The sequence below is a fragment of the Agrococcus sp. Ld7 genome (assembly GCF_045064095.1).
Classification (GTDB): Bacteria; Actinomycetota; Actinomycetes; order Actinomycetales; family Microbacteriaceae; genus Agrococcus.
Genome location: NZ_JBISGY010000002.1, coordinates 102,339 through 125,518, shown reverse-complemented (window position 1 = coordinate 125,518; position 23,180 = coordinate 102,339). Strand labels below are relative to the sequence as shown.

The window sequence follows — 23,180 nt, the reverse complement described above, 5'->3', positions numbered from 1 at the left end:
GGCACCCGTGCCCCGTCCTATCGACCAGCTGCCGCAGATCCGATCCGCGATCACCTTCTACCGCGTGATGTCGTGGGTGACCGGCACCTTCCTGCTGCTGCTGGTGGCCGAGATGGTGCTGAAGTACTCGCCCACGCACGTCGAGCTCTACGCCGGAGGCTCCGGTGGCCCGCTCGCGCTGCAGGCGGTCGTGCCCGGCGAGGGCTGCCAGTGGTTCTCGCTGTTCGTGCCCGGCGGCATGGGCTGCGAGATCGTCTCGCTCGGCGACGGCTTCAACATCTCGCTCGCGATCCTGATCGTGCACGGATGGATCTACGTCGTCTACCTGCTCGCGAGCTTCCGCCTCTGGAGCAAGCTGCGCTGGCCCTTCAGGCGCCTGATCGCGATGGCGCTCGGCGGCGTCGTGCCGCTCCTCTCCTTCTTCGTCGAGATCCCGATGCACCGCATCGCGCTCGCCGACGTCGCTCGTCTGGAGGCCGAGAAGGCCGCTCGTGACAGCGCGTCCGCCCCTGCATCCGCCACTCGGGAGTCCTGATGTCCGACACCGCTCAGCGGCCCGTGCTCGTGGTCGACTTCGGCGCGCAGTATGCGCAGCTCATCGCGCGTCGCGTGCGCGAGGCCGATGTCTACAGCGAGATCGTGCCCTCCTCGATCACCGCCGACGAGGTGCGCGCGAAGGATCCGGCCGCGATCGTGCTCTCCGGCGGCCCCTCGAGCGTCTACGCCGAGGGCGCCCCGCGGCTCGATGAGGGCATCCTCGAGCTCGGCATCCCCACCTTCGGCATCTGCTACGGCTTCCAGGTGATGGCCGCGCAGCTCGGCGGCACCGTCGCCCACACGGGCCGGCGCGAGTACGGCTCGACGGCGATGACGGTGGATGCGCACGGGTCGCTGCTCGACGGGCAGCCCGGCGCGCAGACGGTCTGGATGAGCCACGGCGACTCGGTCTCCCAAGCGCCGGAGGGCTTCACGGTGCTGGCCACCACGGTGGACACCCCGGTGGCGGCGTTCGAGCATCGCGAGCGGAAGCTGGCGGGCGTGCAGTGGCACCCGGAGGTCAAGCACTCCGAGCACGGTCAGCGCGTGCTCGAGTCGTTCCTGCGCGATATCGCCGGGCTGCCAGGGGACTGGGACGCGGGCAGCATCATCGAGGAGCAGGTCGCGCGCATCCGCGAGCAGGTCGGCAGCGATCGCGTCATCTGCGGCCTCTCGGGCGGCGTCGACTCGGCGGTCGCCGCGGCGCTCGTGCACGAGGCGGTCGGCGACCAGCTCGTGTGCATCTTCGTCGATCACGGTCTGCTGCGGCAGGACGAGCGCGAGCAGGTGCAGCAGGACTACGTCGCCTCCACCGGCGTGCGGCTCGTGACCGTCGATGCTCGCGAGCGCTTCATGTCGGCGCTCGCCGGCGTCACCGACCCCGAGACGAAGCGCAAGATCATCGGCCGCGAGTTCATCCGCGCCTTCGAGCAGGCTGAGCGCGATCTCGCTGCGGAGGCCGCCAGTGAGGGCGAGCCGATCCGCTGGCTCGTGCAGGGCACGCTCTACCCGGATGTCGTTGAGTCCGGCGGCGGCACCGGCACCGCCAACATCAAGAGTCACCACAATGTCGGCGGGCTGCCCGACGACCTGCAGTTCCAGCTCATCGAGCCGCTGCGGGCGCTGTTCAAGGACGAGGTGCGCGCCATCGGCCGCGAGCTCGGCCTGCCGGAGGTCATCGTCGGCCGCCAGCCCTTCCCCGGGCCCGGCCTCGGGATCCGCATCATCGGCGAGGTCACCGAGGAGCGGCTCGACACGCTGCGTCGCGCCGACGCGATCGCGCGCGAGGAGCTGACGGCAGCCGGCCTCGACGGCGAGATCTGGCAGTGCCCCGTGGTGCTGCTCGCCGACGTGCGCTCGGTGGGCGTGCAGGGCGACGGCCGCACCTACGGGCATCCGATCGTGCTGCGGCCGGTCTCCTCGGAGGACGCCATGACTGCCGACTGGACGCGGCTGCCCTACGACGTGCTCGCGAGGATCTCGAACCGCATCACGAATGAGGTGCCAGAGGTCAACCGGGTGGTGCTCGACGTGACGTCGAAGCCGCCGGGCACCATCGAATGGGAGTAGCGGCGCGCGCGACATCCCAGCCTCGCGCTGTCGACGACGCGCCTGCAGGATGAGCACATGACGCAGCAGAGATCCCGCGAGCGATCGGCTCGCGCCGCCGCGCTCTGGTTGCTCGTCATCGGCCTCGTCACCAGCTCGCTCACGGCCCTCGCGCCCGCGAGCTTCCTGCAGCAGCGGCTGCGCTTCGGCTGCGTGTACGTCGAACGCGAATGGGTCTGCGACGATCAGGCGGTGCTGCTCCTGCCGGCGATCGTCGGCGTGGCGCTCGCCGTGCTCGCGCTCGGCGGCACAGCGCTCGTGGTGCGCTCCACCTGGGATCGCGTGCGGCTGCATGCCGAGCGATTCGGACTCATCGCACTGCTGGCGGTGCTGCCGACGCTCATCCCGGCGGCGCTGCTGCTGATCGACGCCATCGTGCACGACGCGGCAGGCGTGCCGCTCGACGGCAGCCGGGTGGCGATGTGGGTCGAGCGCGCCATGCTCTCCACCCTCGGCGTCGCGGGAGCGGGCGCACTCGCCGGGGGAGCGCTCCGCATGCGTGCGCGCGGCCGATCCCGGCGCGTGACCTTCGTGCAGCTCATCGGTGCGCTGCTGCTGCTGCTCCTCTGCGCGGCCATCTCGTCGCTCGCCACCCTGCCCGCGGGCATCGTCGCGGCATCCGTCATCGGAGCGGGCTGGTACCTCACCGTCGGCGCGTGGCCCGCGACGCCGAAGCAGGTCGGCCGCGATGTCGATCCGGGGGTGTGAGGATCGACGTCCTGGTGAGAGGGTCGAGCAGCGATCCCGAGACGAGGAGTGATCCCATGCAGTACATGCTCATCATGCGGTCGAACGACGAGGCGGTCGCGGGGTACAAGGAGCTGGACTTCGCGCAGGTCATCGAAGTGATGGGGAAGTACAACGAGTCGCTGATGGAGGCCGGCGTGCTGCTGGCCGGCGAGGGTCTCAGCGACGCGAGCGAGGGCTTCGTCGTCGACTTCAGCGCCGACCCGCCGCTCGTCACCGACGGCCCCTACGGGGAGACGAAGGAGCTGTTCAACGGCTTCTGGATCCTCGAGGTGGCCAGCAGGGAGGAGGCCGCCGAGTGGGCGAGCCGCTGCCCGCTGGGCCCGGGCGCCAAGCTCGAGGTGCGCCGCGTGACCGGGCCGGAGGACTTCCCGGCCGACAACGAGTGGGTGCAGAAGGAGGAGGGCTGGCGCGAGGAGCAGGCGGCGAAGCAGGCCGATCTCCAGGCGCAGGCCGCGGGCGACGCGCGCTGAGCCGCGAGCGAGAGGAGCGCTGATCATGCAGTTCATGCTCATCATGCGAGACGAGGATGCCGCGGCCGTCGAGCGCCGCGACGCCCCGTTCGAGCAGATGCTCGAGGCCATGGGTCGCTACAACGCGGCCCTCACCGATGCCGGCGTGCTCGTCGGCGCCCAGGGCCTCGCGAGCCCGCACGAGGGCGTCGTCGTCGACTTCTCCGCCGAGCCGCCGCTCGTCACCGACGGTCCCTATGGGGAGACGAAGGAGCTGTTCAACGGCTTCTGGCTCATCGACGTCGACTCGATCGAGGCAGCGGCGGAGTGGGCGGGCCGCGCCCCGCTCGGGCCGGGCACGAAGCTCGAGATCCGTCGGGTGCACGGCGAGGCGGACCTGCGCCGGTGACCGACGCCCACGACGAGACGGCGCGCCGAGCGGCGGACTCCGCACGGCGCGCCGTCGTCGCCGTGTGGCGCATCGAGTCGGCCCGCATCGTCGCCACGCTCGCCCGCTACACGGGCGACTTCGCGCTCGCGGAGGATCTCGCGCAGGACGCGCTGGCGGATGCCTTGGTGCAGTGGCCGGCGCAGGGCACGCCCCGAAACGGCGCGGCATGGCTCACCGCGGTCGCCAAGCGCAAGGCGATCGATCGCTGGCGCCGCCAGGAGCGCTTCGCCGAGCGGGTCGAGGCGATGGGGCTCGACCTCGAGCGGGCACAGGACGAGGCGGCGGATGCGGTGCCCTGGGATCCGGACGAGATCGACGACGACGTGCTGCGGCTGGTGTTCACCGCCTGCCATCCGGTGCTCAGCCAGCAGGCGCGCGTCGCGCTGACCCTCCGCGTCGTCGCCGGCCTCGAGACGACGGAGATCGCGCGGCTGTTCATGGTGCCGGTCGCGACGATCCAGCAGCGCATCGTGCGCGCGAAGCAGGCGCTCGCCGAGGCGCAGGTGCCGTTCGAGACGCCGGCTCGGCCGGAGCGGCAGCAGCGGCTGGGCGCGGTGCTGGGCGTGCTCTACCTGATCTTCACCGAGGGCCACGCGGCGACCGCGGGCGACGACTGGATGCGGCCCGAGCTCAGCCGAGAGGCGATCCGCCTCGCCCGCATCGTCGCCGCCCTGCAGCCCGACGTACCCGAGGTGCACGGGCTGCTGGCGCTGATGGAGCTCACCGCCGCCCGCTTCCCCGCCCGCATCGACGCTCGCGGCGAGCCCGTGCTGCTCGCCGAGCAGGACCGCCGCCGCTGGGATCGCGGCGCCATCCGGCGAGGGAGGGCGGCGCTCGAGCGGGCCGAGGGCTTCGGCCGCGGCCTCGGTCCCTACGCGCTCCAGGCGACGATCGCGCAGGCGCACGCCGACGCATCCGATCTCGCCTCCACCGACTGGGCGCGCATCGTCGCCGCCTACGAGGGGCTCGAGCAGATCGCGCCCTCGCCGGTCGTGACGCTCAACCGGGCGGTCGCGGTGTCGATGGCGCCCGCACCGGACGGCGGCCCCGCGGCGGCGCTCGCGATCGTCGACGGGCTGGCGGGGGAGAAGGCGCTCGCGGTCGGCCACCTGCTGCCGTCGGTGCGCGGCGAGCTGCTCGCGCGGCTCGGCCGCGACGACGAGGCGCGCGCCGAGTTCGCGCTCGCGGCGGAGCGCACCGAGAACGCCCGCGAGCGCGCCGTGCTGCTAGCCAAGGCGGCTGCCGGCCGCTGACAAGGACGCATATGGGCGGGACAGGCACGGCTACTACCCTTGACGCGTGACGACCGCGATCGAGACAGCCCTGACGGAGGCGCGCGTGCAGCAGCTGCGCGCCGACTTCCCGATCCTGTCCGAGCAGCCCGGCGGCGTGCCGCTCGTCTACCTCGACTCCGGCGCCACCAGCCAGCAGCCCCGCCAGGTGCTCGAGGCCGAGTGGGCGTTCCGCACGCAGCGCAACGCCGCCGTGCACCGTGGCGCCCACACGCTCGCGGCGCTCGCGACCGACGACTTCGAGAGCGCCCGGGAGCGCATCGCCCGCTTCGTCGGCGCCCGGCCGACCGAGATCTCCTGGACGATGAACGCGACGGATGCGCTCAACACCGTTGCGCTCTCGCTCGCCGAGGCCAACCGGGCCGGCGCCGTCGACCCGACCCTGCGCATCCGCCCCGGTGACGAGATCCTCGTCACCGAGGCCGAGCACCACGCCAACCTGCTGCCCTGGCAGCGGCTCGCCGCCGAGACCGGCGCGACGCTGCGCTGGGTGGAGGTCGACGACGACGGGGTGTGGACGACGGATGCGCTGCTCGCGCTGATCACGGAGCGCACCCGGGTGGTCGCGATCGCCCACGTCTCGAACGTCACCGGGCAGATCGCCGAGGTCGAGCCGATCGTCGCCGCCGCCCACGCGGCCGGCGCGCTCGTCGTGCTCGACGCCTGTCAGTCGGTGCCGCACCGCCCGGTCGACTTCCGCGCGCTCGGCGTCGATGCCGCCGCCTTCTCGAGCCACAAGATGCTCGGCCCCGGCGGCATCGGCGTGCTCTACCTGGCGGAGGCTCTGGGGGAGGCGCTGCCGCCCGCGCGCGTGGGCGGTTCGATGATCACGACGGTCACGATGACCGAGCACGAGCTCCTCCCCGCGCCGCAGAAGTTCGAGGCCGGCACGCAGCCGGTCGCAGCGATCGTCGGCCTCGCCGCCGCCGTCGACTATCTAGAGGCCGTCGGCATGCCGGCGATCGAAGTCCACGAGGTCGCGCTCGGCGAGCGGCTGGCCGCGGGTGCCGCTGAGATCGACGGCATCCGTCTCGTCGGCCCGCGTCCCGGCGTCGAGCGCGCGGGCCTCGCGAGCGTGATCGTCGACGGCGTGCACGCGCACGACGCCGGGCAGCTGCTCGACGCCCACGGCATCGCCGCACGCGTCGGCCACCACTGCGCCCAGCCGCTGCACCGCCGCCTCGGCACCGCCGCGACGACCCGCGCATCCGCCTACCTGTACACGACCGAGGGCGAGGTCGACCGGTTCCTCGACGTGCTCTCGGGCGTGCGCGGCTACTTCGGGGCAGCCTGATGGCCGATCCGCTCGCCGGCCTCTACCAGGAGCTCATCCTCGAGCACGCGAAGCTGCGCTCGGGCGAGGGCGAGCTCGCGCCCTTCGACGCCGAGCGGCACTTGAAGAACCCCACGTGCGGCGATGAGGTGACCGTGCGCGTGCGGCTGGCCGGCGAGGGCGATGAAACACGCGTGGATGCGCTCGGCTGGGTCGGGCAGGGATGCTCGATCTCGCAGGCGTCGGCCTCGGTGCTCGCTGAGCAGGCGCCGGGGCTGACGGTCGCCGCGGTGCGCGAGCGGATCGGCGCGATGCGCGAGCTGCTGCGCTCGCGCGGCGCTGTCGAGCCCGACGAGGAGCTGCTCGGCGACGCCGTCGCCTTCGCGGGCGTCGCGAAGTTCCCGATGCGGGTGAAGTGCGCGATGCTCGCCTGGGTGGCGCTCGAGGAGGCGCTCGACGAGGCTGAGACGCGCTGACCCCGGGGCCGAGTCACGACACGGCCCCGGGGACTTGGCTCAGCGGAAGACCATGCCGCCGTCGATGAGCGGCGTCTGGCCGGTCATGTAGTCGGAGTCCGGTCCGGCGAGGTACGACACGAAGCTCGCGACGTCCTCGGGGGTGGAAGCCCGGCCCATGATGATGCCCTCGACGTACTTCTTGTAGGTGGCGCCGATCTCAGCACCCGTGAGCTCGGCGAAGCCGCGGTCGATCTCCTCCCACATGCCGGTGCCGACGATGCCTGGGGAGTAGCCGTTCACGGTGATGCCGTGCGCGCCGAGCTCCTGCGCCGAGGCCTGGATGAGCGCCCGCACCGCGAACTTCGTCGACGAGTAGAGGCCGAGCATCGGGAACGAGTCGTGGGCGGCGATCGAGGTGGCTGCGATGATCTTGCCGCCCTTGCCGAGCTCCTTGAACTTCGCGGCGGCGACCTGGATGCCGAACAGCACTCCCTTGACGTTGATGGCGTAGATCTTGTCGAAGTCGGCCTCGGTGATGCCCTCGACCGGCGTGATGGGACCGGCGATGCCCGCGTTGTTGACGATGATGTCGAAGCCGCCGAGCTCGTCCGCGGTGCGGTTCACCGCCGACTCGAGGCTGGCCTTGTCGGAGACATCGCCCGCGATCGTGATGGCGCGGCGGCCGAGTGCCTCGACCCTCGCCTTGGTCTCCTGCAGCGATTCCTCGGTGAGGTCGAGCAGCGCGAGATCCGCGCCGTCCTTGGCGAGGCGTTCGGCGATGCCTTGCCCGATGCCCTGCGCTGCCCCGGTGATGAGTGCGATCTTCCCGTCGATGGCCATGATTCCTCCTTGTAGGTGGTCCCGCCTGCAGGCTACGCGCGCGGTCGCGCGCTCGCCACAGCGAGTCGGGGCATGAACGTTGTGGTTTGGTATCAGATAACAACGAGAGAGGTTGTTCTATGCCCAAGTCCGCGCCCTTCGGCGAGCGCATCGGTCGCTTCGCCGGCACCTGGTTCCCCGTCGTCGTCCTCATCGCCGGCGCGATCGCGCTCTTCGCCCCGCAGCCGTTCCTGCCGCTCGGCGCGATGATCAACCCGCTGCTGGGCATCATCATGCTCGGCATGGGCCTGACCCTGCAGCCGGTCGACTTCAAGGTGATCGCCAAGAAGCCCAAGGCGTTCGTCATCGGCGTCATCGCGCAGTACGTGATCATGCCGCTCGTAGCCATCGGCCTCGCCACTGCCTTCCAGCTGCCGCCCGCGCTGCTGGTGGGCGTCGTGCTGGTCGGTTCCGCCCCCGGCGGCACCTCCTCGAACGTGATGGTCTACCTCGCCAAGGGCGACACCGCGCTCTCGGTGGCGATGACGACCGCCTCCACGCTGCTCGCGCCGGTGCTGACGCCACTGCTGGTGCTGTGGCTGGCCGGCTCCTACCTGCCGGTCGACGCCTGGGGCCTGTTCCAGTCGATCATCTTCATCGTGCTGCTGCCGGTCATCGCCGGCGTCGTGCTGCGGATGCTGCTGCCGAAGGTCGTCACGGCGATCCTGCCCTGGCTGCCGCTCGTGTCGGTCGCGGGCATCACGCTCGTCATCCTCGCGGTCGTCGCCGCCTCGGCCGCCACGATCCTCTCGGTCGGCCTGCTGGTCGCGTTGGTGGTCATCCTGCACAACGGCTTCGGCTACGGCCTCGGCTTCCTGGCCGCCAAGTCGGTCGGCCTCGACTCGAGCGCCCAGCGCGCGGTCGCGATCGAGGTGGGCATGCAGAACTCCGGCCTCGCCGCAGGCCTGGCGAAGACGCACTTCACGCCAGAGGCGGCGCTGCCCGGTGCCATCTTCTCCGTCTGGCACAACGTCTCGGGCGCGCTGCTGGCCTCCTTCTGGTCGCGCCGTCCCACGAAGGACGCGCAGCAGCAGGTGACGGAAGCGACGGAGGACGCTCCCGTCAGCTGACGCGCCGCACCCCGACGACCCCCGCCCGCTGCCGGGCGGGGGTCGCTCGCGTCAGTGGTGCGGCGTAGCGTGTGCGGCAGCCGACCGAGGAGGCCGCGATGGCGCTGCGCTGGTATTCGAACGTGATCGAGTCGACCGACCATCGACGGCTGGCCGCCTGGTGGCGCGACGCGCTCGACTGGCAGACGGTCTTCGAGACCGACGACGAGGTCGTCATCATTCCGAAGTGGGCCGAGGAGCTCTCGCAGAAGCTCACCTTCCACCAGTTCCCGCCCGGGCTCGTGTTCGTGCCGGTCGAGCACGAGAAGCAGACGAAGAACCGCCTGCACATGGACCTCGCGCCGCATCTCGACGACGACCGCGACGCCGAGATCGCCCGTCTCGAGGCGCTGGGTGCCACCCGCATCGACGTGGGCCAGGGGCCGGATGTGAGCTGGACGGTGCTGGCCGACATCGACGGCAACGAGTTCTGCGTGCTCTCGAGCCGAGACATGTGACCGCGCGGCCGTCGCCGCCAGGAGGCGTGCGGCTCGCCGCCCAGGAGGCGTGCGGCTCGCCGGCGCGGCCGACGGCGCCGCTCAGGAGGCGCGCGGCTCGCCGCCTCCGGCGCGCTGCGCGACGATCGCGGCGGCGATGCGGCCCACCAGTTCCACCGGCAGCGGCAGCGCGTGCTTGAGGACGACGGTGTCCTTGGCCTGCCGCAGCGGCGCGACCTTCGCCTCCAGGTCGGCCGGCAGCGTCGGCACGGGGTAGAGCCCGATGTGGTGCTTCCAGCCGGCGAAGTGCAGCGCATACCGGCCGCCGAGCATGACGGCGGCGATGCCGTAGCGCATCCGCTCCTCGGGTGCGCTCGCATCGCCGGCCGGCACCTGGGCCACGATGACCGCCCGCACCTGCTGCAGCCGCTCGGCCACGTCCGACGGGAAGCCGGCGATGTAGTCGTCGACGGATGCGGGCTGTTCGCTCATGCGCTCAGTGTGGCGCACGGGGCGGGACGGCAGAAGGGGTCCCGGCCGAAGCCGGAACCCCTTCTGGCAGTGGAGTTGCCTAGTTGTTGCCGCGCAGGATCGCGATGATGCGCAGGATCTCCACGTAGAGCCAGATGATCGTCAGCACCAGGCCGAACGCCGCCGACCAGCCGTACTTCTTGTGCACGCCGCGCTTGACGCCCATCTCGATGCCCTCGAAGTCCATCACGAGCGAGTAGGCGCCGAGCAGCACTGCGAGTGCACCGAGCAGGACGCCCCAGGGGATGCCGAACAGCGGGCTGGGCGCCGAGCGCATGCCGAAGGCGAGGTCGCCCGTCGCACCGAAGAGCATCATGCCGAAGTTGACCAGCGAGAACAGGCCGTAGCCGATGATCGCGATGAAGAAGATCTTGTTGAGCTTCGGCGACGTGCGGAAGACGCGGAAGACGTAGCCCGCGAGGGTCACGCCGATCACGCACGCGGTGGCGAGCAGCGCCTGGAAGATGATGCCGTCGAGCTGCATGCCGAACTCGAGCATGCCCGAGAAGCCACCGAGGAACAGGCCCTGCGCCGCGGCGTAGCCGAGGATGAGCGCGGGGCTCGGCTCCTTCTTGAAGATGTTGACGAGCGCGAGCACGAAGCCGACGAGCGCACCGCCGTAGGTCAGCACGTAGAACGGCAGAGAGGTGCCGCCCAGCCAGAGCATCGCGAGCGTGATCACGAAGCCGACCGCCGTCACGCCGAGGGTGAGCACCGTCTTCATGATCACGCCGTCGTAGGTGAGGCGCTCGGTCTCGACCGGGCCGGCTGCGGGCGCGTTGAACTGCTGGTTCAGCTGCTCGGGGGTGGGCACGCCGGGCTGCTGCCCGTAGGGGGTGCCGCCGTACTGCTGCGGCTGCCCGTAGGGCTGCTGGCCGTACGACTGCTGCCCATACGACTGCTGGCCGTAGGGGGCCTGGCCGTACGGGGCCTGGCCATAGGGAGCCTGCTGCCCACCGGGCGTCGCCTGCGAGGCGCGCTGGGAGTTCTCGGTGAACGCGGGCGAGTTGCGGAACGCCGGGTTGCCTGCCAAGGGAGTTGCTCCTGTCGAAGATCTGCGGCCGCCACGTCGGGCGGTCTGCGCTCAGACTACCGATGGATGCCCAGTTTTCGCTGTGGATGGCACGCCGTTCGCGCACGGCGAGCGGCGGGTTAGCCTGGCGCCGTGCACACCACGCGCGTCATCGCCCATCGGGGCGCCTCCGGCTGGGCTCCCGAGCACACCGAGCGCGCCGTCCGCCTCGCGGCACGGCTCGGTGCCGACGCCGTGGAGCCCGACCTGGTCGCCAGCCGCGACGGGGTGCTGGTGGTGCGGCACGACAACGAGCTGGGCGAGACGACCGACATTGCGAACCGCCCCGCGTTCGCCGATCGCCGGCGCACGCAGACGATCGACGGCACCGAGCTCACCGGCTGGTTCGTCGAGGACTTCACCTGGTCGGAGCTCGCGACCCTCCGCGCCCGCGAGCGGCTTCCGCAGCTGCGCCCGGCGAGCGCCCGCCGCGACGGCGCAGACCCCATCCTGCGCTTCACCGAGCTGCTGGCGATCGCCGAGGAGACGGGCCTCGACGTGGTCGCCGAGCTCAAGCACGCCACCCACCACGCCTCGATCGGCCTGCCGCTCGATGCGATGCTGGCGGATGCGCTGGCGCGCACGCGCTGGATCGCACCGGGGGCGCTGACGGTCGAGTCCTTCGAGGAGAGCGCGCTGCACCAGGTGCGCGCGCTCGGCGTGGATGCGCGGCTCGTCTACTTGATGGAGCACGACGGCACCGCGGCAGACCTGGCGGCGCGAGAGGACGCATCCGCCGACGACGTCTCGACCGAGGGCGCACCGAGCTACGCCCGGCAGCGCGACGACGACGGCCTCGCGGCGCTCGCGCACCGGGTCGACGCGATCAGCGTCGCGAAGCGCTCGCTGTTCGAGCCCGGCAGCGACGGGCTGCGCACGAGCGACCTGGTCGAGCGGGCGCGCGCCGCGGGACTCGGCACCATCAGCTGGACGCTGCGGCCCGAGAACGCCTTCCTCGAGCCCGCGCACCGGCTCGGCGAGCACGACGCCGCGTGGGGCGACTGGCAGCGAGAGTGGGCGCTGCTCGCCGACCTGGGTCTCGAGGCGGTCTTCGTCGACCACCCCGACCTCTGGAGGCGGCTCGAGCCGTAGGGTCGACGCCGTCTGGGGGACGGCCGCGGGCCACTCGCCTTGCGCCGTTCACCCGGCGTTCGCCGAGGGGCACCTGCCGGTTGCCCGACCAGCGTTGGCTGAGGGCATCCCGCACACCGAAGGAACCCTCATGCGCCGACGCACCACCGCCTTGCTTGCCGCCGCCGTGCCCGCGGCACTGGCAGCATCGCTGCTCACCGCCCCCGCGGCCCTCGCGGCCGACAGCGACATCGTCATCAACGAGGTGCAGTCGAACAGCGCCACCGATGCGCCCGACTTCTTCGAGCTGACGAACATCGGCTCGGAGGCGGTCGACATCTCGGGCTGGATCGCCCGCGACGACAAGGACGACGAGGAGCACATCGTCTTCCCCACCGGCACCGTGATCGCGCCCGGCGACTTCGCCGCATTCGAGCCCGACACGCTCGCCGGCTTCGGCCTCGGCAAGCAGGACTCGGTGCGCATCTTCGACGCAGCCGGCACCCTCATCGCCGAGCACAGCTGGAGCGCGCACCTCGTCAGCGACGGCCGCGTGCCCGACGGCACCGGCGCGTTCGGCCCCACCGAGCCGACGCCCGGCGCTGCGAACATCGCCCGCGAGGTCGTCGAGCCGCAGCCGTACGACTCGCCCGTGGTGGTCAACGAGGTGCAGTCCGACGACCAGCAGAGCCCCGACGGCCCCGACTGGGTCGAGCTGTTCAACACCTCGCCGACCGAGTCGGTCGACATCTCCGACTGGATCCTGCGCGACGACGACGACCTCAGCGAGGTGCGCATCCCGACCGGCACCGAGCTCGCACCCGGCGGCTTCATCTCGATCGACACGAACCAGGGCGAGCGCGGCTTCGGGCTCGGCAAGAACGACACGATCCGGCTGTTCACGGCGGATGGGTCGGGTGCGGTCGACAGCTACAGCTGGACCGAGCACGCCTTCACGGAGGGCCGCGTGCCCGACGGCTCGAGCAGCTGGACCGACACGGTGCCGACCAGGGACGCCGCGAACGACCGCCGTGCATCCGCCTCACCCATCGTCATCAACGAGATCGAGTCGAACGGCGACGCCCGCGGCGACTGGGTCGAGCTCGCGAACACCGACATCGCGCACACCGTCGACCTGAGCGGCTGGACGCTCGTCGACGGCGATCCCGAGCACGCGCCGATCGTGCTGCCCGACGGCACCACGATCGAGTCCGGCGGCTACCGGGCGATCATCACCGACGGCACCGCCTACAACGCCGACTTCGGTCTCGGCGGCGGCGACAGCGTCACCCTGCGCGACGCCACCGGCGCGGTCGTCGACCGGTTCTCGTGGGAGTCGCACGCGGCCGTGACGTACGCCCGCTGCGCCGACATGACCGGCGCCTTCGTCGACTCGGCCGCATCGACGTTCGAGCTCGTCAACGACTGCGCGACCGCCCCGGAGCCGGTCGTCGACGCACAGCCGTGGCCCTTCGCCGGCACGGCAGAGCTCGCCGTCGCCGCGGGCACCTGGGGCGACGACATGTCGGGTCTCGACTTCGGCCCCGACGGCACGCTCTACGCCGTCAACAACGACAACGCCGAGATCTTCGCGCTGCACCGCGGCGACGACGGTCTCTACGCCTCCACCGAGTCGTGGATCGCGCACTACACCGACGGCTCCGGCCAGCTGGACGCCGAGGGGCTCACCGCCGCCGGAGACGGCTCGGTCTTCCTCGCCACCGAGCGCGACAACGCCTTCAAGTCGACCAGCCGCCCGATGCTGGTGCGCGTCGAGCTCGGTGCCACGGGCGACACCACGGCGACCCACCAGTGGGATCCGGTGCCGGTGATCGGGCAGATCGGCACGAACCTGGGCCCCGAGGCGATCGAGTGGATCTCGGACGCCGACGCGCAGCGACTGGGGCTCGCCGACCTGTCGGCCGCCGGCGGGGGCGACGCCGGTGCCGCGGCCGCCGCCGCCGACCTGCCGCGCTACGACCCGGCCGCCTATGGCGACCACTTCGGGGGAGTCTTCGCGGTCGCTGTCGAGCAGACCGGGCTGGTCTACCTGCTGGTGCTCGAGGCCGATGGCGGCATCACGCTGCTCCAGACCGCTGCGCTCGGCGACGCGATCGACCTGGCCATGGCGCTCGACTGGCGCGCGGGCGGCAACGAGCTGTGGGCGATGTGCGACGAGGCGTGCGACAACCGCAGCGTGCAGCTGCGGGTCGTCGACGGGCTGCTCACGCCGGTCGCCGCCTATCGCGCGCCCGCGTCGATGAACCCGAGCTACACCAACGAGGGGCTCGCCTTCGCCTGGTGCGCCGCGGACCCGGCCGCCGAGCCGACCGTCGCTTGGATCTCTGACACGGCGCACGAGGGCGTCTCGCTGCGGGTCGCGGTCGGATCCGCGTGCTCGGTGGTCGAGACGCCGACGCCGACCGAGCCCGGCGAGACGATCGACCCCGTCGAGACGGCCGATCCGGGTGCGGGCGACGATGACGGGACGGGAGCGGATGCCGCGGGCGGCCAGGGCGCGCTGCCGCAGACGGGCGCCGGGGCGCCGACCGGGCTGGTCGTCGGCGCGCTGCTGGCGCTGCTGCTCGGCGCGGGCCTCGTGCTCCGCCGCCGTCGCAGCCTGGCCTGACAGGCCCCCGCTCGCCGATCGCACGCGCCTCGAGCCCCCGCCGCCCGGCGGTGGTGCTCGGGGCGCGTCGCGCTGCGCTCCGGCTCCTCACCGGCAGTCGTGTGTGGGCGCCCTCGCCTAGAATCGAACCCATATGAGCGACTTGTGGGGGCTGAACGACGAGGCCGGGGGAGACGGGCGCAGCGGCGTGCAGCGCGCGGCACCGATCGGGCACGGCGCAGGTCGAGCACACGGCGACGGCATCCCCGAGCGTCTGCTCGCCGGCTTGAACCCGAATCAGCGCGCCGCGGTCGAGCACCGCGGTCCCGCGCTGCTGATCGTCGCCGGCGCGGGCTCGGGCAAGACGCGCGTGCTCACCCACCGCGTCGCCGGCCTGCTCGCCACCCGCGAGGCGTGGCCGAGCCAGATCCTCGCGATCACCTTCACGAACAAGGCCGCCGCCGAGATGCGCGAGCGCGTCGAGCACCTCGTGGGGGAGGAGTCGCGCGGCATGTGGATCCGCACGTTCCACTCGGCGTGCGTGCGCATCCTGCGGCGCGAGGCCGAGGAGTTCGGCTTCAAGGAGTCGTTCACGATCTACGACTCCGGCGACGTGCGCGCGCTCATCAAGCGGCTCATCAAGCAGCGCGGCGCCGACATCCAGGGCCTCACCCCCGGCAGCGTCTCCGCCCGCATCTCGAAGCTGAAGAACGAGCTGCACGACGTCGACTCCTGGGCGCGCACCGTCAGCCTCGAGAATCCGCTCGATGCCGCGTTCCTCGAGCTCTGGCGCGACTACGACGCCGAGCTGCGGCGCGCCAACGCCTTCGACTTCGACGACCTCATCTCGCAGACCGTCTTCCTGCTGCGCGCCTTCCCGAGGGTCGCCGCGCAGTACCGCAAGCGCTTCCGCCACATCCTGGTCGACGAGTACCAGGACACCAATGCGGCCCAGTACGCCCTCATCCGCGAGCTCACGAAGCCGGTCACGCGTGCGGAGCTGCCCGAGCTCCGGGGCGACCTGCCGGGCGCATCCCTGACGGTCGTGGGTGACTCGGATCAGTCGATCTACGCCTTCCGCGGCGCCGACATCCGCAACATCACCGACTTCGAGCGCGACTTCCACGATGCTCGCGTCATCATGCTCGAGCAGAACTATCGCTCGACGCAGAACATCCTCTCGGCCGCGAACGCCGTGATCGGCAACAACTTCGACCGGCGCGCGAAGAACCTCTGGACCGACTCGGGTGACGGCGCGAAGATCATCGGCTTCACCGGCTACTCGGGCCATGACGAGGCGCAGTTCGTCGCCGACGAGATCGTCGAGCTCACGAGCGGCGGCATGTCGTACAGCGACGTCGCGGTCTTCTACCGCACGAACGCGCAGACGAGAGCGCTCGAGGAGGTGCTCATCCGCACGGCCATCCCGTACCGGGTGATCGGCGGCACCAAGTTCTACGAGCGAGCCGAGATCAAGGATGCGATGGCGTACCTGATCACGGTGGCCAACCCCGACGATGCGCTCAGCCTGCGCCGCATCATGAACGTGCCCAAGCGCGGCATCGGCCCCGCCACCGAGGCGGCGCTGCAGGCGCACGCCGACGAGCACGGGATCTCGCTGCGGGAGTCGATGCGTCGCGTCGACGAGATCGCCCTCGGCCCGAAGGTCGCCGCGGCGATCACGGACCTCGCCGCGCTGCTCGACGAGTGCAGCGCCCGGCCCGAGGCCGACCCGGGGGAGGTGCTGCGCGAGCTCATGAGCCGCTCGGGCTACACCGACCAGCTGCGGCGCTCGCCCGACCCGCAGGATGCGGCACGGCTCGAGAACGTCGAGGAGCTCGTGGCGGTGACGCGCGAGTTCCGGCGGCAGAACCCGGCGGCCAACCTGCTCGACTTCCTCACCGAGACCTCGCTGGTCGCGGCAGCCGATGAGCTCGACGACTCCGGCGGGCAGGTCTCGCTCATGACCCTGCACACCGCGAAGGGGCTCGAATTCGATGCCGTCTTCATCACCGGCATCGAGGAGGAGCTGCTGCCGCACCGCATGGCGGCGCAGGAGCCCGGTGGCGAGGCCGAGGAGCGGCGCCTCTTCTACGTCGGCATCACCCGCGCGCGGCAGCGGCTGCACCTCTCGCTCGCCATGACGCGCGCGCAGTTCGGCGAGGTCAACCCCGCCGCACCGAGCCGCTACCTCGAGGAGATCCCCGCAGACCTCATCGACTGGCGCACGCCGCCGACGGCGGTGCGGCCGTCGCCGCAGCGGGCGCTCGCGGGGCGCTGGCGCGACGAGCCGCGGGAGTCGTTCGTGACCGGCTACCGCGACAGCCCCAAGCCGTTGCCGAAGGCGCCGAAGAAGGCGTTCGCCAACATGATCACCGAGGTGCGCGACAACAGCGCCATGGTGCTCGAGCCGGGCGACCGCATCCGTCACAAGGACTTCGGCGAGGGCCGCGTGCAGGCGGTGACCGGTCTCGACAAGAAGCGCGTCGCCGAGGTGCTCTTCGACGGCGCCGGCCGCAAGCGGCTGCTGATCAAGATCGCACCCATCGAGAAGCTCAGCTCGGATCAGTAGCGGCGGGCCCTGCCAGCGGCCATGATGAGCCTATGGACGCCAGTGGGAGACCCGACCGGACGCTGCTGATCGTGCTCGCCGCCGTCGCCGCGCTCGTGGTCGTCGCGCTGCTGGTGGTCTTCACGCGGGGCGCGCCCGCGCCGATCGATGCGTCGACGCCCGCCGGTGTCGTGCAGCGCTACACGGAGGCCCTCCTCGCCGGCGACGAGGAGACCGCACGCGGCCACCTCGTGGACGGCGAGTGCGAGCGTCTGGAGTCGGGCCCGCTCGACGACGTGCGGGTGACGCTGCTGTCGACCACGGAGCGGGAGCGCAGCGCCGATGTCGACGTCTCGATCGTCACCACGAGCGGCGGAGGCCTGCTCGGGCCGTCCGAGTACCGCGAGGATGCGTCGTTCGGGCTGGTGCGGGCGGACTCCGGCTGGCAGATCGAGACCGCGCCCTGGCAGTTCGCGATCTGCGCCCACGTGACGCCGTGAGCACCGTCGAGACGCCCGTCGCGGCGCCGCCGAGCGGCGCCCAGGGCACCGTGCGACGGCTGATCGTCTACAGCATCCTCTTCGTGCTGGTCGTGGTCGCCGCCGCGGGTGGCAGCGGGCTGCTCGGCCGACTGCTGGAGACGCGTCCCGACCTCGGCAGCGGCGCGGGCGGGCTGGCGCTCTCCCTCGCCTTCGCACTCATCGCCGGGCCGCTCGCAGCGGTGCTGTGGTGGTTCCTGTGGCGCCGCCTCGACGGACCGGATCGCTCATCCGTGGCCTGGGGGCTCTACGTCTCGGGCATCTCCTTCGTCGCGCTCGTCACGTCCGCCACCTCGCTGCTGGGGGCAGCCGCCGACGGCATCGGGGGCACCTGGTCGCCGGAGTCGCTCGCGACGGGCGTCACGTGGCTCGCGGTGTGGCTCATCCACCGCGCGATGTGGGCCCATCGCGGCAAGGGGCCGCTGCGGCTGCGACCCGTGCCCATCGTGCTCGGCGCGGCGTACGGCCTCGTGGTCGGCGCGAGCGGCGCGATCCGAGCGCTCCAGTCGCTCTTCGGCGAGGCACTGCTCGAGCCCGGTGCGCAGCTCGGCGCCCCGTGGTGGCAGCCCGCGCTGCAGGCGCTGGTCTGGACGATCGGCGGCGCGCTCGTCTGGTGGTGGCACTGGCGGCGCGACGGCGCACGGTCACTGCGCGGTGGCTTCGCGTCGGTGGTGCTCGTGGTCACCGGCGTGCTGGCCGCCGCCGCGGTCGCGCTCGGCGGGTTCGGGACCGCGCTGTACGTGGCGCTGCGGACGCTGTTCGACCGGGACGACCCCTGGCCCGTCGTGCTCGAGCCGCTCCCGCTCGCCGTCGCGGCGGCGGCGATCGGTGCGGTGGTGTGGGTGTACCACGCGGGTGTCGCTCGAGAGCGCTCGGCAGCCACCCGCAGTGCCGCGCTTCTCGTGGAGGCGGGCATCGGCCTGATCGGCGCCGCATCCGGCATCGGTGTCATCGTCAACGCCGCGCTCTCGGCGATCGCGACGCCGCTCGCGGGCTCCAGCGCTCGCGCCCTGCTGCTGGGCGGCATCGCCGCCCTCGTCGTCGGCGCACCGCTGTGGTGGGTCGCGTGGCGACCGCTCCACAGGGCGCACGCCGCTGCCGCCGGTCGCCGGATCTACCTCGTGGCGGTCTTCGGCGTCAGCGCCGTCGTCGCGATCGTCGCGCTGCTCGTGGTCGGCTACCGCATCTTCGAGCTCGTGCTCGACGGCAGCGGTGGCAGCGCGCTCATCGAGCGCATCCGGGCACCGTTCGGCCTGCTGCTCGCGACCGCGCTCGTCGCCGGCTACCACTTCGCCATCTGGCGGCGCGACCGCGCGGCATCCCCGCCCGTCGGCCGAACGAGGGCGATCGACCGGGTCATCCTCGTGAGCTCGGGCGACACCGCTGCGCTCGCCGCCGCCGTCGGGGCGGCGACGGGAGCCGCTGTCACGCAGTGGGTGCGGGCGGACGGCACCGGGAGCGCTGCACCTGAAGCGGTCGTCCAGGCGCTCGTCGGCGTGGAGGGTCGCAGGGTGCTGGTCGTGACCGGCCCGGGCGACCGGGTCGACGTCGTACCGCTTGCCGACTGACCTGCCGGCTGCAGCCCCGGCCGGCTACAGGCCGGGCGTCACCAGCAGCACCATCGCCACGAGCGTCACTGCGCCGACCAGCCAGATCACCGGCTGCAGCCTGCGGCGCATCGTGCGCGGCGGCCGCTCGTCGTCGTAGCGGTCGAAGTGCGGATCGAGCTCGGGAGGGATCCGCTCGTGCTCGCGCTGCTCGTGCTCCTGCATGTCACCCAGCCTGACACAGCGGCTGTCATCTCGATACGGCCTGCGGCCTGCCGGACGAGCGCGGCGGTCAGCCCTGCGCGCTGCGGTCGGGCAGCTGCTGCAGCGTCCAGCGGTTGCCGTCGGGGTCGCTGAACGTGACGAATCGGCCCCACGGCTGCTCGTCGACCTCGCTCGCGCCCACACCGGCGGAGGTCAGCGCCTCGCGCGCGGCGTCGGCGTCGTCGATCACGACCTGCACGTTGCGCATGCTGCCCGGCTCGTCCTCCGAGATGCCCTCGCCGAACCGTTTCGGGCCTTCGGCGCGGCGCCGGCGCCCCTCTCACACTTCGGACCCCGCAGACGACGGATGCCGCCCCGGGGTGTCCGGGACGGCATCCGTCGTGACCGTGATTCGGCCCTCGGTGCTTCAGCGAGATCGTGGCGGATCGTCGAGGTCGTCGGCCTCGCCGTCGCGCCGCACCCGCGGCAGCGCGGTGGTGGAGAGGCGGCCGCGGTCGAGCTCGGGGTGCGGCTCGTGCGACTCGATGTCCTCGTCGAGGGCGTTGATCGCGACCGTGTCGACGGCCGGCAGCGATGCCTCGTAGCGCGCTCGGCGGCGCTTGAGCCACAGCGCCAGCACGATGATGAGGACCATCGAGCCGTACGCCACCCACGAGAACGGGCTGTGCACGAGGTAGCCGGCGTCGCCCTGCGAGATCTGCATCGCCTTGCGCAGCTGCTCCTCGGCCATCGGCCCGAGGATGGCGCCGATCACCAGCGGCGCGATCGGGAAGCCGAGCCGCCGCATGAAGAAGCCCAGCACGCCCAGCACCAGCAGCACGCCGATGTCGAAGGTGGTGAAGTTCGCCGCGTACGCGCCGAGGCCCGCGAACACCAGGATGCCCGCGTAGAGGTAGGGGCGGGGGATCTGCAGCAGCTTCACCCACATGCCCACCAGCGGCAGGTTGAGCACCAGCAGCATCGCGTTGCCGATGAAGAGCGAGGCGATGAGCGCCCACACGAGCACCGGTTGCGTCTCGAACAGGCGCGGGCCGGGTGCGATGCCGTAGGTCTGGAAGGCGCTCAGGATGATCGCGGCCGTGGCCGAGGTGGGGATGCCGAGCGTCAGCAGCGGCACGAGCACGCCCGCGGCCGCGGCGTTGTTCGCCGCCTCGGGGCCCGCGACGCCCTCGATGGCGCCCTTGCCGAATTGCTTCTTGTACTCCGGCTTCGCCAGGCTCCGCTCGCTCGCATACGACAGGAACGTCGCGACGTCGGCGCCGCCGGCCGGGATCGAGCCGATCGGGAAGCCGATCGCGGCGCCGCGCAGCCACGGCTTCCAGGAGCGCGCCCAGTCGCTGCGGCGCATCCAGGTGCGCCAGCCGCGCGTGATCGGGATGATCGGCAGCTCGCCGCCACGCAGCCGCGAGCCCACGTAGAGGGCCTCGCCGAGCGCGAACAGGCCGACCGCCACGAGCACGACATCGATGCCGTCGCCGAGCTGCGGGATGCCGAGCGTGAAGCGCGTCTGGCCCGTGAGCGTGTCGACGCCGATGATGCCGATGAACAGGCCCACCGAGAGCGACACCATGCCCCGCCAGGCGCTGTCGCCCAGCAGTGCGCCGACCGTCAGGAACGCGATCACCATGAGCGCGAAGTAGTCGGATGGGCCGAGGCTGACCGCGAAGCGGGCGACGGTGGGTGCCAGCAGCGTGAGCAGCACCGTCGCGATCGTGCCGGCGACGAAGGAGCCGATGGCGGCCGTCGCGAGCGCGGCGGCGCCGCGCCCGGCCCTGGCCATCTTGTTGCCCTCGAGGGCCGTGACGATCGAGGCAGACTCACCCGGGGTGTTCAGAAGGATCGACGTGGTCGAGCCGCCGTACATGCCGCCGTAGTAGATGCCCGCGAAGACGATGAACGCGGCGGTCGGCTCGAGCGCATAGGTGATCGGCAGCAGCAGCGCCACCGTCATGGCGGGGCCGATGCCCGGCAGCACACCGACAGCCGTGCCGAGCAGCACGCCCAGCAGCGCGTAGAGCAGGTAGATCGGCTGGAGCGCCGTGGCGAAGCCGTCGAGCAGCAGTGACCAGGTGTCCATCAGAGGCCGATCCAGGAGGTGAGGGCGCCGGTGGGCGGCATCGACAGGCCCAGCAGCGTGCCGAACAGGAACTGGGTCACGATGCCGAGCGCGAGGCCGATGAGCGCAGAGACCCACCAGCGCTTGGCGCCCAGCGCGAGCGATGCGCCGGTGAAGAGGATCACGACGGCGAGCGGCCAGCCGAGCGAGGGGATGGTGATGATGAGCGAGAGGAAGGCCAGCACGACGATGCCGGTGGCACCCCAGGAGGTGCCGTGCTCGAGGTCGACGTCCTCCCCGGCCTCCGAGGAACCGAAGTGGCCGCGCAGCTGCTGCAGGAGCACGATGAGCGAGCTGACCAGCAGCAGGCCGCCGATGGCGTAGGGGACCACGCGGGCACCGAGCGTGCCGGTGGAACCGGGAGGCTCGCGGATGGTGGTGGTCGCGATCAGCACGGCAATCGAGAGGACCACGAGGAACCCGACGAAGACCATCGCCTCGATGCGGGCGGCGCGCGCCCGGGCCGACGCAGCCTGCGAGGCTGCGTCGACCGGGGCCGTGCTCATTCGATCAGGCCGATCGTGCGGAGCGTCTCCTGGGTCAGCGTGATCTCGTCCGTGACGAACGCGTCGAACTCGTCGCCGGCCATGAACGCGTCGGTCCAGCCGTTGGTGGCGAGCACCTCGGTCCAGCCATCCTGCTCGTGCAGCTGCGTCACCAGATCGATCAGGCCCTGGCGCTCTTCGTCCGAGATGTCGCCGGGAGCGAGGACGCCGCGCCAGTTCGTGAGCGTCACGTCGATGCCCTCGTCCTGGATCGTCGGAGCGTCGGGCAGCAGCTCGGCGGGCTCGGCGCTCGAGACGGCCAGCGCGCGAAGGTCGCCCGAGAGCACCGACTCCGAGAACTCGCCGACGCCAGAGATGCCGGCCTGGACGGTGTTGCCCAGCAGCATCGTCAGCGCCTCGCCACCGCCGGAGTTGGCGATGTAGTTGAGCGTGTTCGGCACCTCCTCGGGCGCGATGCCCGCCTCGGTGAGCAGCAGACCGGCCAGGATGTGGTCGATGCCGCCGGCCGAACCACCGGTGACCGCGACGCCCTTGCCCTCAGCGACGATCGCGTCGACCAGATCCTGCAGCGTCTCGTACTCGGAGTCCGCGGGCACGACGATGACGAGCGGCTCCTCGGTGAGGGCCGCGATCGGGGTGGTGTCCTCGACGCGGTTGTCGGAGGCGTTCGTCTCGACGGCTCCGATCATCACGGAGCCGGTGATCATGAGCGTGTTCGGGTCGGTCTCGGTTGCGAGGCTCGCGAGGCCGACCGTGCCGCCGGCACCGCCGATGTTGCTGACGGGAGCGCTGCCGACGAGGCCCGAGTCGGTCAGCACCTGACCGATCGCGCGGGCGGTGGCGTCCCAGCCGCCGCCCGGGTCGGCGGGAGCGATGACGTTGACGGCGCTGATCGCGGCGGGCGCCGCCTCGCCCTCGGGGGCGTCAGAGCCGGCCGGCGAACCGCCACCGGCCGAGCAGGCCGCCAGGGTGAGCGCTGCGGCGCTCGCGATGCCGATGCGGGTGATGGACTGCAGCCGCGTGCTGCGCGTGGTGCGGGGGTGCATGGATCGCACTTCTCCTCCTTGAGCGCCCGGCGCCATGCCGGGTCACGATCTTCGGCGAAGGTAGCCCGAGCCGCTCCCTGCCACGGGGTTGTGGTCGTAAGCGCTCGTTTCGGTCATTTCGGTCA

23 protein-coding genes are annotated in these 23,180 nt (G+C 71.7%); 15 read left to right on the top strand and 8 right to left on the bottom strand.

Annotation, left to right across the window (positions count from 1 at the left end):
* Positions 1–7 precede the first annotated feature (7 nt).
* The 8 genes from ACJJVL_RS00780 to sufU are packed head-to-tail and all read left to right on the top strand — an operon-like array spanning position 8 to position 6,836.
* A complete protein-coding gene (locus tag ACJJVL_RS00780; RefSeq protein ID WP_405216106.1) occupies positions 8–535 on the top strand; it encodes a DUF3817 domain-containing protein in 528 nt (175 codons plus the stop codon).
* Entirely contained in the window at positions 535–2,106 is a 1,572-nt protein-coding gene (guaA, locus tag ACJJVL_RS00775) for a glutamine-hydrolyzing GMP synthase (RefSeq protein WP_405216105.1), read from the top strand. The genes ACJJVL_RS00780 and guaA overlap by 1 nt, the downstream gene beginning before the upstream one ends.
* 57 nt (positions 2,107–2,163) lie before the next feature.
* Positions 2,164–2,853: a hypothetical protein gene (locus tag ACJJVL_RS00770; RefSeq protein WP_405216104.1), complete on the top strand. Its 690-nt coding sequence runs from the start codon at positions 2,164–2,166 to the stop codon at positions 2,851–2,853.
* 56 nt (positions 2,854–2,909) lie between these two features.
* Positions 2,910–3,365, top strand: coding sequence for a YciI family protein (locus ACJJVL_RS00765; RefSeq protein ID WP_405216103.1), 456 nt, complete (start codon positions 2,910–2,912; stop codon positions 3,363–3,365).
* Between the two features lie 25 nt (positions 3,366–3,390).
* Positions 3,391–3,753, top strand: coding sequence for a YciI family protein (locus ACJJVL_RS00760; RefSeq protein WP_405216102.1), 363 nt, complete (start codon positions 3,391–3,393; stop codon positions 3,751–3,753).
* A complete protein-coding gene (locus tag ACJJVL_RS00755; protein WP_405216101.1) occupies positions 3,750–5,048 on the top strand; it encodes an RNA polymerase sigma factor in 1,299 nt (432 codons plus the stop codon). Before ACJJVL_RS00760 ends, ACJJVL_RS00755 begins: the two co-directional genes overlap by 4 nt.
* Before the next feature lie 46 nt (positions 5,049–5,094).
* Entirely contained in the window at positions 5,095–6,381 is a 1,287-nt protein-coding gene (locus ACJJVL_RS00750) for a SufS family cysteine desulfurase (RefSeq protein ID WP_405216100.1), read from the top strand.
* Positions 6,381–6,836 (top strand): Fe-S cluster assembly sulfur transfer protein SufU, encoded by a 456-nt coding sequence (sufU, locus tag ACJJVL_RS00745; protein ID WP_405216099.1) that lies wholly within the window; start codon positions 6,381–6,383, stop codon positions 6,834–6,836. Before ACJJVL_RS00750 ends, sufU begins: the two co-directional genes overlap by 1 nt.
* Positions 6,837–6,875: 39 nt before the next feature.
* Here sufU and ACJJVL_RS00740 read toward each other — a convergent pair whose 3' ends face one another.
* Positions 6,876–7,658, bottom strand: a complete 783-nt coding sequence (locus tag ACJJVL_RS00740) for an acetoin reductase (RefSeq protein ID WP_405216098.1) — start codon at positions 7,656–7,658, stop codon at positions 6,876–6,878.
* Positions 7,659–7,777: 119 nt separating this feature from the next.
* On the opposite strand from ACJJVL_RS00740, the gene ACJJVL_RS00735 reads away from it, so the two are divergent.
* Positions 7,778–8,767 carry a bile acid:sodium symporter family protein gene (locus tag ACJJVL_RS00735; protein ID WP_405216097.1) on the top strand — a complete coding sequence of 330 codons (990 nt, stop codon included), beginning with the start codon at positions 7,778–7,780 and terminating at the stop codon, positions 8,765–8,767.
* A 98-nt stretch (positions 8,768–8,865) separates the two neighbouring features.
* A complete protein-coding gene (locus tag ACJJVL_RS00730) occupies positions 8,866–9,264 on the top strand; it encodes a VOC family protein (RefSeq protein WP_405216096.1) in 399 nt (132 codons plus the stop codon).
* A gap of 81 nt (positions 9,265–9,345) precedes the next feature.
* Here ACJJVL_RS00730 and ACJJVL_RS00725 read toward each other — a convergent pair whose 3' ends face one another.
* Both ACJJVL_RS00725 and ACJJVL_RS00720 read right to left on the bottom strand, forming a co-directional pair.
* The gene (locus tag ACJJVL_RS00725; RefSeq protein ID WP_405216095.1) at positions 9,346–9,735 is read right to left on the bottom strand and encodes an iron chaperone; all 390 of its coding nucleotides are present in this window, start codon (positions 9,733–9,735) and stop codon (positions 9,346–9,348) included.
* A 79-nt stretch (positions 9,736–9,814) separates the two neighbouring features.
* Complete coding sequence (locus tag ACJJVL_RS00720) at positions 9,815–10,807, bottom strand: Bax inhibitor-1/YccA family protein (protein ID WP_405216094.1); 993 nt, start codon at positions 10,805–10,807, stop codon at positions 9,815–9,817.
* Between the two features lie 132 nt (positions 10,808–10,939).
* Here ACJJVL_RS00720 and ACJJVL_RS00715 point away from each other — a divergent pair, with 132 nt between their 5' ends.
* The 5 genes from ACJJVL_RS00715 to ACJJVL_RS00695 all read left to right on the top strand — a co-directional run bounded on the left by ACJJVL_RS00715 (position 10,940) and on the right by ACJJVL_RS00695 (position 19,183).
* A complete protein-coding gene (locus ACJJVL_RS00715) occupies positions 10,940–11,938 on the top strand; it encodes a glycerophosphodiester phosphodiesterase family protein (RefSeq protein ID WP_405216093.1) in 999 nt (332 codons plus the stop codon).
* Positions 11,939–12,068: 130 nt separating this feature from the next.
* A complete protein-coding gene (locus ACJJVL_RS00710) occupies positions 12,069–14,546 on the top strand; it encodes a lamin tail domain-containing protein (protein ID WP_405216092.1) in 2,478 nt (825 codons plus the stop codon).
* Between the two features lie 133 nt (positions 14,547–14,679).
* A complete protein-coding gene (locus ACJJVL_RS00705; protein ID WP_405216091.1) occupies positions 14,680–17,097 on the top strand; it encodes an ATP-dependent helicase in 2,418 nt (805 codons plus the stop codon).
* 32 nt (positions 17,098–17,129) lie between these two features.
* The gene (locus ACJJVL_RS00700; RefSeq protein WP_405216090.1) at positions 17,130–17,576 is read left to right on the top strand and encodes a hypothetical protein; all 447 of its coding nucleotides are present in this window, start codon (positions 17,130–17,132) and stop codon (positions 17,574–17,576) included.
* Complete coding sequence (locus ACJJVL_RS00695) at positions 17,573–19,183, top strand: DUF5671 domain-containing protein (RefSeq protein ID WP_405216089.1); 1,611 nt, start codon at positions 17,573–17,575, stop codon at positions 19,181–19,183. The genes ACJJVL_RS00700 and ACJJVL_RS00695 overlap by 4 nt, the downstream gene beginning before the upstream one ends.
* A gap of 24 nt (positions 19,184–19,207) precedes the next feature.
* Here the strand turns inward: ACJJVL_RS00695 and ACJJVL_RS00690 are convergent, their stop codons facing one another.
* The 5 genes from ACJJVL_RS00690 to ACJJVL_RS00670 all read right to left on the bottom strand — a co-directional run bounded on the left by ACJJVL_RS00690 (position 19,208) and on the right by ACJJVL_RS00670 (position 23,055).
* Positions 19,208–19,387, bottom strand: a complete 180-nt coding sequence (locus tag ACJJVL_RS00690; RefSeq protein WP_405216088.1) for a hypothetical protein — start codon at positions 19,385–19,387, stop codon at positions 19,208–19,210.
* A 67-nt stretch (positions 19,388–19,454) separates the two neighbouring features.
* Complete coding sequence (locus ACJJVL_RS00685; protein ID WP_405216087.1) at positions 19,455–19,634, bottom strand: VOC family protein; 180 nt, start codon at positions 19,632–19,634, stop codon at positions 19,455–19,457.
* A gap of 159 nt (positions 19,635–19,793) precedes the next feature.
* Positions 19,794–21,464 carry a tripartite tricarboxylate transporter permease gene (locus ACJJVL_RS00680; protein ID WP_405216086.1) on the bottom strand — a complete coding sequence of 557 codons (1,671 nt, stop codon included), beginning with the start codon at positions 21,462–21,464 and terminating at the stop codon, positions 19,794–19,796.
* Complete coding sequence (locus ACJJVL_RS00675) at positions 21,464–22,009, bottom strand: tripartite tricarboxylate transporter TctB family protein (RefSeq protein ID WP_405216085.1); 546 nt, start codon at positions 22,007–22,009, stop codon at positions 21,464–21,466. The genes ACJJVL_RS00680 and ACJJVL_RS00675 overlap by 1 nt, the downstream gene beginning before the upstream one ends.
* A complete protein-coding gene (locus tag ACJJVL_RS00670) occupies positions 22,006–23,055 on the bottom strand; it encodes a Bug family tripartite tricarboxylate transporter substrate binding protein (RefSeq protein WP_405216084.1) in 1,050 nt (349 codons plus the stop codon). The genes ACJJVL_RS00675 and ACJJVL_RS00670 overlap by 4 nt, the downstream gene beginning before the upstream one ends.
* Positions 23,056–23,180: the final 125 nt, after the last annotated feature.

Excerpts from the sequence above, each read along its gene's own strand:
- ACJJVL_RS00710 (WP_405216092.1), top strand. The coding sequence starts at position 12,069 with ATGCGCCGACGCACCACCGCCTTGCTTGCCGCCGCCGTGCCCGCGGCA.
- ACJJVL_RS00730 (WP_405216096.1), top strand. The coding sequence starts at position 8,866 with ATGGCGCTGCGCTGGTATTCGAACGTGATCGAGTCGACCGACCATCGA.
- sufU (WP_405216099.1), top strand. The coding sequence starts at position 6,381 with ATGGCCGATCCGCTCGCCGGCCTCTACCAGGAGCTCATCCTCGAGCAC.
- ACJJVL_RS00670 (WP_405216084.1), bottom strand. The coding sequence starts at position 23,055 with ATGCACCCCCGCACCACGCGCAGCACGCGGCTGCAGTCCATCACCCGC.
- ACJJVL_RS00725 (WP_405216095.1), bottom strand. The coding sequence starts at position 9,735 with ATGAGCGAACAGCCCGCATCCGTCGACGACTACATCGCCGGCTTCCCG.
- ACJJVL_RS00700 (WP_405216090.1), top strand. The coding sequence starts at position 17,130 with ATGGACGCCAGTGGGAGACCCGACCGGACGCTGCTGATCGTGCTCGCC.
- ACJJVL_RS00765 (WP_405216103.1), top strand. The coding sequence starts at position 2,910 with ATGCAGTACATGCTCATCATGCGGTCGAACGACGAGGCGGTCGCGGGG.
- guaA (WP_405216105.1), top strand. The coding sequence starts at position 535 with ATGTCCGACACCGCTCAGCGGCCCGTGCTCGTGGTCGACTTCGGCGCG.
- ACJJVL_RS00760 (WP_405216102.1), top strand. The coding sequence starts at position 3,391 with ATGCAGTTCATGCTCATCATGCGAGACGAGGATGCCGCGGCCGTCGAG.
- ACJJVL_RS00675 (WP_405216085.1), bottom strand. The coding sequence starts at position 22,009 with ATGAGCACGGCCCCGGTCGACGCAGCCTCGCAGGCTGCGTCGGCCCGG.
- ACJJVL_RS00685 (WP_405216087.1), bottom strand. The coding sequence starts at position 19,634 with ATGCGCAACGTGCAGGTCGTGATCGACGACGCCGACGCCGCGCGCGAG.
- ACJJVL_RS00735 (WP_405216097.1), top strand. The coding sequence starts at position 7,778 with ATGCCCAAGTCCGCGCCCTTCGGCGAGCGCATCGGTCGCTTCGCCGGC.
- ACJJVL_RS00705 (WP_405216091.1), top strand. The coding sequence starts at position 14,680 with ATGAGCGACTTGTGGGGGCTGAACGACGAGGCCGGGGGAGACGGGCGC.
- ACJJVL_RS00680 (WP_405216086.1), bottom strand. The coding sequence starts at position 21,464 with ATGGACACCTGGTCACTGCTGCTCGACGGCTTCGCCACGGCGCTCCAG.
- ACJJVL_RS00740 (WP_405216098.1), bottom strand. The coding sequence starts at position 7,658 with ATGGCCATCGACGGGAAGATCGCACTCATCACCGGGGCAGCGCAGGGC.
- ACJJVL_RS00690 (WP_405216088.1), bottom strand. The coding sequence starts at position 19,387 with ATGCAGGAGCACGAGCAGCGCGAGCACGAGCGGATCCCTCCCGAGCTC.
- ACJJVL_RS00770 (WP_405216104.1), top strand. The coding sequence starts at position 2,164 with ATGACGCAGCAGAGATCCCGCGAGCGATCGGCTCGCGCCGCCGCGCTC.